Source organism: Sphingomonas sp. (assembly GCF_035317925.1).
Classification (GTDB): Bacteria; Pseudomonadota; Alphaproteobacteria; order Sphingomonadales; family Sphingomonadaceae; genus Sphingomonas_I.
In genome coordinates this window covers 1-8429 of record NZ_DATHFV010000215.1, presented here as the reverse complement: position 1 = coordinate 8429, position 8429 = coordinate 1, and the positions used below count along the sequence as shown (strand labels likewise).

Annotated in this window: 10 protein-coding genes and 1 pseudogene; 9 read left to right on the top strand and 2 right to left on the bottom strand. The window is 64.4% G+C overall.

Translation table 11 applies throughout. From position 1 onward, the window contains the following. Positions 1-891: NADP-dependent isocitrate dehydrogenase (locus VK533_RS15755; RefSeq protein ID WP_324379429.1), on the bottom strand; the 891-nt coding region annotated here is incomplete at its 3' end. 234 nt (positions 892-1125) lie between these two features. On the opposite strand from VK533_RS15755, the gene VK533_RS15750 reads away from it, so the two are divergent. Next, the gene (locus VK533_RS15750; protein WP_414712323.1) at positions 1126-1860 is read left to right on the top strand and encodes a phosphatidylserine decarboxylase; all 735 of its coding nucleotides are present in this window, start codon (positions 1126-1128) and stop codon (positions 1858-1860) included. A gap of 58 nt (positions 1861-1918) precedes the next feature. Then, positions 1919-2662 carry a phosphatidylcholine/phosphatidylserine synthase gene (locus VK533_RS15745; RefSeq protein WP_324379431.1) on the top strand — a complete coding sequence of 248 codons (744 nt, stop codon included), beginning with the start codon at positions 1919-1921 and terminating at the stop codon, positions 2660-2662. On the opposite strand, the gene VK533_RS15740 is transcribed toward VK533_RS15745, so the two are convergent. Then, positions 2625-2855, bottom strand: a complete 231-nt coding sequence (locus tag VK533_RS15740) for a hypothetical protein (protein ID WP_324379425.1) — start codon at positions 2853-2855, stop codon at positions 2625-2627. The genes VK533_RS15745 and VK533_RS15740 overlap by 38 nt on opposite strands. Positions 2856-3105: 250 nt before the next feature. On the opposite strand from VK533_RS15740, the gene rpsB reads away from it, so the two are divergent. The 7 genes and pseudogenes from rpsB to VK533_RS15705 all read left to right on the top strand — a co-directional run. Further along, positions 3106-3858 carry a 30S ribosomal protein S2 gene (gene rpsB, locus VK533_RS15735; protein WP_324379423.1) on the top strand — a complete coding sequence of 251 codons (753 nt, stop codon included), beginning with the start codon at positions 3106-3108 and terminating at the stop codon, positions 3856-3858. 99 nt (positions 3859-3957) lie between these two features. Further along, positions 3958-4884, top strand: a complete 927-nt coding sequence (gene tsf, locus VK533_RS15730) for a translation elongation factor Ts (protein ID WP_324379421.1) — start codon at positions 3958-3960, stop codon at positions 4882-4884. A 95-nt stretch (positions 4885-4979) separates the two neighbouring features. Beyond that, positions 4980-5705: a UMP kinase gene (gene pyrH, locus VK533_RS15725; protein WP_324379419.1), complete on the top strand. Its 726-nt coding sequence runs from the start codon at positions 4980-4982 to the stop codon at positions 5703-5705. A 4-nt stretch (positions 5706-5709) separates the two neighbouring features. After that, positions 5710-6267, top strand: coding sequence for a ribosome recycling factor (frr, locus tag VK533_RS15720; protein ID WP_324379418.1), 558 nt, complete (start codon positions 5710-5712; stop codon positions 6265-6267). Positions 6268-6287: 20 nt separating this feature from the next. Further along, entirely contained in the window at positions 6288-7007 is a 720-nt protein-coding gene (locus VK533_RS15715; RefSeq protein WP_324379416.1) for an isoprenyl transferase, read from the top strand. Continuing rightward, positions 6994-7773 (top strand): phosphatidate cytidylyltransferase, encoded by a 780-nt coding sequence (locus VK533_RS15710; RefSeq protein WP_324379414.1) that lies wholly within the window; start codon positions 6994-6996, stop codon positions 7771-7773. The genes VK533_RS15715 and VK533_RS15710 overlap by 14 nt, the downstream gene beginning before the upstream one ends. Further along, positions 7770-8429, top strand: a pseudogene (locus VK533_RS15705) (1-deoxy-D-xylulose-5-phosphate reductoisomerase); the annotation flags it as partial. The gene VK533_RS15710 and the pseudogene VK533_RS15705, both read left to right, overlap by 4 nt.

Below are 8429 nucleotides of genomic sequence, written 5' to 3'. Positions count from 1 at the left end.
GTCGGGGCTCATCAGCACCGACGTCATCAAACCCAGCGAGCCGAAGCCCTGCGCGACCGTGTCCGACTGGACGTCGCCGTCATAATTCTTGCAGGCCCAGACGAATTCGCCGTGCCACTTGAGCGCGCTAGCAACCATGTCGTCGATCAAGCGATGCTCATAGACGATACCAGCATCCTGGAACTTATCCTTGAATTCGCTTGTGAAAACTTCCTCGAAGATATCCTTGAACCGGCCATCATAGGCCTTCAGGATCGTGTTCTTGGTCGACAGATAGAGCGGCCACCCGCGGCCCAGCGCATAGTTCATGCTGGCATGCGCGAAGTCGCGGATCGACTCGTCGAGGTTGTACATACCCATCGCGACGCCGGCGGCGGGGAAGTCGAACACTTCGTGCTCGATCGCCTGGCCATCCTCGCCCTGCCATTTCATGGTCAGCTTGCCCTTGCCGGGCACCTTGAAGTCGGTCGCCTTATACTGATCTCCAAAGGCGTGGCGGCCGACGACGATCGGCTTGGTCCAGCCCGGCACGAGACGCGGCACGTTGGAAATTACGATCGGCTCGCGGAAGATGACGCCGCCCAGGATGTTGCGGATCGTGCCGTTAGGCGATTTCCACATCTTCTTGAGGCTGAATTCCTCGACGCGGGCCTCATCGGGTGTGATCGTCGCGCATTTCACGCCGACGCCATATTTCTGGATCGCGTGCGCGCTGTCGATCGTGACCTGATCGTTGGTCGCGTCGCGATTCTCGACGCTGAGGTCGTAATATTCGAGGTCGATGTCGAGATAGGGTTTGATCAGGCGTTCACGGATCCATTCCCAGATGATCCGGGTCATCTCGTCGCCGTCGATCTCGACGACGGGGGTCTTCACCTTGATCTTCGCCATGTGCGCTTATTCCCGTGATGGAAGGTTTGCGCGCCTCCTAGAGCCTGATCTTCATCGGTGGAAGCGCCTTCCGCGCTTCCACCGATGAAGTGAATCAGGCTCCGGATAAATGATCGAGACCTTGATTCACGCCCCGGCCGGACGGTCGGGACGATCAAAGTCTTGAGGCAGATCGCATGTGCACAAGATTGTCAGGCAGCAAGCCGACGCCTAGAAAGCGCGACCATGAGCCCTATCGAGACCCGGTCCGACACCACCCTGACAACGCCGAGCGCGCAATGGCGCTGGCCCGCCGTCCACCCCGAAGGCCGGAAGTTCGTGGTGATAGCCGCGGGAATCACCGCGCTTTTGTATATCGTCCACCTGCATGTGCTCGCATGGCCGATGGTCGGCGTCACCGCGTGGGTCGCGGCCTTCTTCCGCGATCCGATCCGCAGCGTGCCGCAGGGAAAGGGGCTGATCGTCTCGCCCGCCGATGGCCTCGTAACGATGATCCAGGAGGTCGAGCCGCCGTTCGAACTGGGCGGGGAGGGCGGATTGCCGCCGGGCCCGTGCCTGCGCGTGTCGATTTTCATGAGCGTGTTCGACGTCCACATCAATCGTGCGCCGATTTCGGGCGCGGTCAGCCGCGTGGTCTACATCGCCGGCAAGTTCCTCAACGCCAGCCTCGACAAGGCCAGCGAGGAGAATGAGCGCCAGCATTTCCTGATGACCGGCAGCGACGGCACCTTGGTCGGCTTCACCCAGATTGCCGGCCTGGTCGCGCGCCGGATCGTGCCGTTCGTCAAATCGGGCGACACGGTCGCAGTCGGCCAGCGCGTTGGCCTGATTCGCTTCGGCAGCCGGGTCGACGTCTATCTGCCGGCGGGCACCGCTGCCAAGGTCACGCCCGGCCAGCGTTCGATTGCGGGCGAGACGATTCTCGGGCGGATCGGCGACAGCGAGCCCGCGAGCGGCGTCGCGCAATGAGGCCCACGATTTGATCCGTCCCCACGGAACGCGGCGCGGTATCCCGCTCCGCGCGGTGATGCCGAACGCGGTGACCGCGCTTGCGCTCTGCTTCGGATTGACCGGCATCCGCTTCGCGATTGCGGGCGAGTGGGAGAAAGCGGTCGGCGCGATCGTCATTGCCGGTGTGCTGGATGGGCTCGATGGCCGCGTCGCGCGCCTGCTCAAGGCCGAGAGCAAGTTCGGGGCGGAGCTCGACTCGCTATCCGACGTGATCGCGTTCGGCGTATCGCCGGCGGTGATCCTCTATCTGTGGACGCTGCAATATATCCCCAAATATGGCTGGGTGATCGCGCTGGCGCACGCGGTGTGCTGCGCGCTTCGGCTCGCGCGTTTCAATTCGCAGATGGATAGCGAAATGCAGCCGCGCAAATCGGCGGGTTTCCTGACCGGCGTTCCAGCGCCGGCCGGAGCCGGTATGGCATTATTACCGGTGATATTGTGGCTGGCACTGCGCGATGCCGATCTGCCGGCGGTGCAGGATATCTTCGCGCGCACCTATCTGGTCGCGCCGTGGACCTTGTTCGTCGCTTTCCTGATGATTTCCGATCTGGCGACCTACGGCTGGAGCTCGTTCCGCCTGCGCCGTGAATTCCGCCTGCCGGCCTTGGTGATGATAGGCCTGACCGGCGCCGCCCTGGCGAGTGCTCCATGGGCAACCTTGGGTGTCATCACCCTCGTTTATTCCGCCGCAATACCCTTCGCGGTCCGATCTTATGCGAAGGTCAAGCGGCGGCGCGCTGCGGAACCGACTGCGAGCTGACCCGCACGACACGGGCGCGGCGATCGCTGATCGTCACGCGTGCCTGGACGGCGAGGGGCAAAGGCTGGAATTGGGGTGCGTTGCGGAACGCCCGCACCACCATTTGCCAGTCGTCGGCGAGCAAAGCCGCGATCAACGCCAAGGCGCCGACCGCGAGGGCCAGGGAGGTTATGGTCGCAACAGTCTGAAGCATCGAACGATCTCCGGCTGGCTTCGCCCGCCTTGAAAAGGGTGCGGTCGAAACAGGGTTGGTACGAACTCGTTCCATATGTTCATGTTTTGTTCTGTAGTCAAGCGGCATTTCCACACCGGAGCAGGGTTGCAAATTCCGGAATCCCCAACTAAGTGCGCGCCCATTCCACATGTGGAGCATCCATACCGGTGCCGCGGAGCAATCTGCGGTTCCTGCTCCACAGAGGTTCAACCGGGTTAGGAGAATTACCATGGCGGCACGTGCCGTTTCCATGCAGCAGCTGCTCGACGCAGGTGCACATTTCGGTCACCAGACGCATCGCTGGAATCCGAAGATGAAGCCTTACATCTTCGGCGACCGCAACGGGGTTCACATCATCGATCTGTCGCAGACCGTGCCGTTGTTCGCACGCGCGCTCGACTTCATCAGCACGACCGTCGCCGCCGGCGGCAAGGTGCTGTTCGTCGGCACCAAGCGTCAGGCGCAGGATCCGATCGCCGATGCGGCGCGCCAGTCGAACCAGCATTTCGTCAACCATCGCTGGCTGGGCGGCATGCTCACCAACTGGAAGACGATCTCGGGCTCGATCAAGCGCTTCAAGAGCCTTGAGGAGCAGCTTTCGGGCGACACGCACGGCCTGACCAAGAAGGAAGTGCTGCAGCTCACCCGCGAGCGCGACAAGCTCGAGCAGAGCCTCGGCGGCATCCGCGACATGGGCGGCATTCCGGACGTGATGTTCGTGATCGACGCCAACAAGGAAGAGCTGGCGATCAAGGAAGCCAACACGCTCGGCATCCCGGTCGTCGCGATCCTCGATTCGAACGTCAGCCCTGACGGCATCGCTTTCCCGATCCCGGCCAATGACGACGCATCGCGCGCGATCCGTCTCTATTGCGAGGCGGTCGCCGAGGCAGCCACCCGCGGCAACGCCCAGGGCCGCGCTGCGTCGGGCGAGGATATCGGCTCCGCCGAAGCCCCGCCGGCCGAAGAAGCGCTGGCGTAACATTTCTGGTGCACCTGGCCCTTTGGGGGCGGGCGCCTGTTCGAGCTGATGTGCCTCCGCTGCGGCGGGGGCACTCGCTTACATTTGAAAGGAATGCACATGGCGGAAATCACCGCTGCTGCCGTTAAGGACCTGCGCGAGCGCTCGGGCGCCGGCATGATGGATTGCAAGAAGGCGCTGACCGAGAATGGCGGCGACATGGAAGCCGCGATCGATTGGCTGCGCACCAAAGGCCTCGCCACCGCCGCCAAGAAGTCGGGCCGCACGGCAGCCGAAGGCCTCGTCGGCGTTGCGGTCGAGGGCAAGAAGGGTGCGGCGGTCGAGGTCAATTCCGAGACCGATTTCGTCGCCAAGAACGAGCAGTTCCAGGATTTCGTGCGCACCGTTTCGAAGCTGGCGCTGACTGGCGACAGCATCGAGGCGCTTGCCGGCACGTCGTATCCGGGGGCCGAAGGCTCGGTCCAGGACAAGCTGACCGCGAATATCGCCACGATCGGCGAGAACCAGCAGCTGCGCCGCGCCAAGGTCGTGTCGGTGAACGAGGGCGCGGTCGTGTCCTACGTCCACAACGCCGCCGGTACCGGTATCGGCAAGATCGGCGTGCTGGTCGCGCTTGAAGGGTCTGCTCCGGTCGACAAGATCGAGGCGCTCGGCAAGAGCCTGGCGATGCACATCGCCGCCGCCAACCCGCTCGCGCTGCACGAAGAGGGCCTCGACGAGGCGCTGGTCGAGCGCGAGCGCGCGATCGCGATGGAAAAGGCCGCCGGTTCGGGCAAGCCGCAGAACATCATCGAGAAGATGGTCGAAGGCGCGATCGCCAAGTTCCGCAAGGAAAACGCGCTGACCTCGCAGCTGTTCGTGATGGACAACAAGACCAAGATTTCGGACGTGATCGCGCAGGCGGCCAAGGATGCCGGCGGCTCGATCGCGCTGACGGATTATGTCCGTTTCCAGCTCGGCGAGGGCATCGAGAAGGAAGTCAGCGACTTCGCCGCCGAAGTGGCTGCTGCTGCGGCAGGCGTATAACATTGTAACACCCTCTCGTTCGGGAGGGTTTTCAGGAACGGCGCGCACCTCTAAGGTGTGCGCCGTTTCCTTGTAACATCGGATTATTCCAGCGCATGACGCAGCCGCCGTTCAAACGCATCCTGCTCAAGCTTTCGGGCGAGGTGCTGATGGGCGCGGATGGTCTCGCCATCGATCCCGCCATGACCGCGCGCGTCGCGGGCGAGATCGCCGCCGCGCGTGAGGCCGGCTTCGAGCTGTGCATTGTCGTCGGCGGCGGCAATATCTTCCGCGGCCTCTCCGCCGCCGCCAAGGGCATCGAACGCGCGACCGCCGATTATATGGGCATGCTCGCGACCGTGATGAACGCGCTCGCGGTGCAGAATGCGCTCGAGCAGATCGGCGTCGACACGCGCGTTCAGTCGGCGATCCCGATGGCATCGGTGTGCGAACCCTTCATCCGCCGCCGCGCCGAACGCCATCTCGAAAAGGGGCGGGTGGTGATCTTCGCCGCCGGCGTCGGCAGCCCGTTCTTTACCACCGATACCGGTGCCGCGCTCCGCGCCGCCGAGATGAAGTGCGATGCCTTGTTCAAGGGCACCTCGGTCGACGGCGTCTATGATGCCGATCCGAAAAAGGTTCCGACCGCAAAACGTTATGAAACAGTGACTTTCGACAGAGTATTGTCGGATAATCTGAAGGTCATGGATGCGAGCGCGGTAGCGCTCTGCCGTGACAATGCTATTCCGATCGTCGTGTTCAACATCCGCGAGCAAGGCAATTTGGCCAAGGTGCTCGCGGGCAACGGGACGGCCACGATCGTCCGCAATTCAGGGGAGTGACTTCATGGCCGCCTATGACAAGGCCGATCTCGAACGCCGCATGCACGGCGCGGTGGAGGCGCTGAAGCATGATCTGCAGGGCCTGCGCACCGGCCGGGCGTCGGTCAGTTTGCTCGATCCGGTCACGGTTGAGGTCTATGGCAGCCACATGCCGTTGAACCAGGCCGCCACCGTCTCCGTGCCCGAACCGCGCATGATTTCGGTGCAGGTATGGGATAAATCCAATGTCGGCCCGATCGACAAGGCGATCCGCTCTGCGGGTCTTGGCCTCAACCCGATCGTCGATGGGCAGAATCTGCGGATTCCAATCCCCGATCTGACCGAGGAGCGCCGCAAGGAGCTGGCCAAGCTCGCCAGCCAATATGCCGAAAAGGCGCGCATCGCGGCACGCAACGTCCGCCGCGACGGCATGGACAATCTCAAGACCGACGAGAAGAAGGGTGAGATCAGCGAGGACGATCGCAAGCGTCGCGAAGGCGATGTCCAGAAGCTGACCGACAGCACGATCGCCGAGATCGACGCCGCGACCGCGTCCAAGGAAAAGGAAATCCTGGGCAAGTGAGCTCGGCTTCGGCCTCGCCTATGCCCACCGGCGGGGACGGCTTGGCCGTTCCGCGCCATGTCGCGATCATCATGGACGGCAATGGCCGCTGGGCGAAGAAACGGCTGCTGCCGCGCGTCGCCGGCCACCGCGCGGGCATGGAAGCGGTGCGCCGCACCATCAAGGCCGCGAGCGAACTCGGTGTCGAAGCGCTGACGCTTTACGCCTTCTCATCGGAGAATTGGCGCCGGCCGGAAACCGAGATCGCGGATCTGATGGGGCTGCTGCGTTTCTATCTGCGCCGCGAGGTCGCCGATCTCGACCGCAACGACGTGCGGCTCGAGTTGATCGGTGACTGGCGTGCGCTCGACCCCGATATCGTCGGCGATCTGGAAGCGGCCCGCACCCGTTTGGCCGACAATCGCGGCCTGACGCTGGTACTGGCGCTCAACTACGGCGCGCAGGACGAGATATTGCGCGCAATCCGCACGATCGCGGCCGATGCCCGGGACGGCACGCTCGATCCTGATGCGATCGACGCCGATGCGTTCGACGCCCGGCTCGACACCGCGCCACTGCCGCCCCTCGATCTCGTCATCCGCACGTCGGGCGAACAGCGCCTGTCCAATTTCCTGCTGTGGCAGTCCGCTTACGCCGAATTGCTGTTCGTCGAGACGCTCTGGCCCGATTTCGACCGTGCCGCGCTCGAACAGGCGATCGCCACCTTCGGGCGGCGCGAACGGCGTTATGGCGGCCGCTGAAGCCAAATCCGATCTGGGCCAGCGCAGCGTGATCGGGATCGCGCTGGCGGCGGTCGCGATTCTCCTGCTGTGGCTCGGCGGCGCGAGCCTGTGGATTCTGCTCACGATCGGTGCGGCGATCGCGCTGATCGAATGGGCCGGGCTGGTGCGGGCGCACCGCGCACGGCTCGGTATCGGCCTTCTCTTCCTGCTGGTCGGCATGAGCTACGCCTTGCCGATGCTGTGGGGCACGGATCGCGCCACGCTCGCCTTGCTGCTGATCGCGGCGATGCTGATGGCGATGTTCCCGAAGGCGGCGCTGACCGCGGTCGGCGTCGGCTATATCGGTACGGCGGCGATCGCCATCCTGTTCCTGCGTGAGCAGCCTTTGGGCTTCGCGCTCGCCTTGTGGACGCTGGCGATCGTGTGGGCGACCGACATCGGCGCCTATTTCGCCGGCCGCGCGATCGGCGGCCCCAGGCTCGCGCCCGTGATCAGCCCGAACAAGACCTGGGCAGGGCTGATCGGCGGCATGGTCGCAGCCGCGATCGTCGGCGCCCTGATCGTCAAATTCGGCCATTTGCCGACCCGCGCTTTGTGGCTGGCGCCTTTGCTGGCGGTAGTGGCGCAGCTCGGCGATCTCCTCGAAAGCGGCATGAAACGTCATGCCGGCGTCAAGGATTCGGGCAAGATCCTGCCCGGCCATGGCGGGCTGCTCGACCGGATCGACGGCCTGTTGCCGGTCGCGATCCTGGTCGCGGCTCTGGTTGCGAACGGCAATCTGTGACGGCGCGGTCGATCACCATCCTCGGCGCGACCGGATCGATCGGCCGCTCGACGCTCGACCTGATCGAGCGCGAGGGAGACAGGTTCGAACTGCTCGCGCTCACCGCGCAACGCGATGTCGAAGGCCTCGCCGCCGCCGCACGCCGCACGCGCGCCCGCCGGGCGGTGATCGGGGACGCCAGCCTCTATCCCGCGCTCAAGGCGGCACTGGCGGGCACCGATACCGAAGCGGCGGCCGGCTGCGACGCGATCTGCGAGGCGGCGGCTTTGGGCGCGGACTGGACGATGGCGGCGATCGTCGGCACCGCCGGCCTGAAACCGGTCATGGCCGCCCTCCGCCAGGGCAAGACGGTCGCGCTCGCCAACAAGGAATCGCTCGTTCTCGCCGGAGCGCTGATGACGCAGGCGGCGCAGGGGGCGGGGGCGACCCTGCTGCCGGTCGATTCCGAACATAACGCCGTCTTCCAATGCTTTCCGCACGACGATCCATCGCGCGTGCGCCGCATCATCCTCACCGCCAGCGGCGGCCCATTCCGCACCTTGAGCCGCGAGGAGATGGCGCGCGTCACCCCGGCACAGGCGGTCAAGCATCCCAATTGGTCGATGGGCGCCAAGATCTCGGTCGATTCGGCGACGCTAATGAACAAGGGCCTCGAG

Coding starts and splice junctions, on each gene's coding strand:
- VK533_RS15745 (WP_324379431.1), top strand. CDS start 1,919: ATGCCGAACGCGGTGACCGCGCTTGCGCTCTGCTTCGGATTGACCGGC.
- VK533_RS15740 (WP_324379425.1), bottom strand. CDS start 2,855: ATGCTTCAGACTGTTGCGACCATAACCTCCCTGGCCCTCGCGGTCGGC.
- rpsB (WP_324379423.1), top strand. CDS start 3,106: ATGGCGGCACGTGCCGTTTCCATGCAGCAGCTGCTCGACGCAGGTGCA.
- tsf (WP_324379421.1), top strand. CDS start 3,958: ATGGCGGAAATCACCGCTGCTGCCGTTAAGGACCTGCGCGAGCGCTCG.
- pyrH (WP_324379419.1), top strand. CDS start 4,980: ATGACGCAGCCGCCGTTCAAACGCATCCTGCTCAAGCTTTCGGGCGAG.
- frr (WP_324379418.1), top strand. CDS start 5,710: ATGGCCGCCTATGACAAGGCCGATCTCGAACGCCGCATGCACGGCGCG.
- VK533_RS15715 (WP_324379416.1), top strand. CDS start 6,288: ATGCCCACCGGCGGGGACGGCTTGGCCGTTCCGCGCCATGTCGCGATC.
- VK533_RS15710 (WP_324379414.1), top strand. CDS start 6,994: ATGGCGGCCGCTGAAGCCAAATCCGATCTGGGCCAGCGCAGCGTGATC.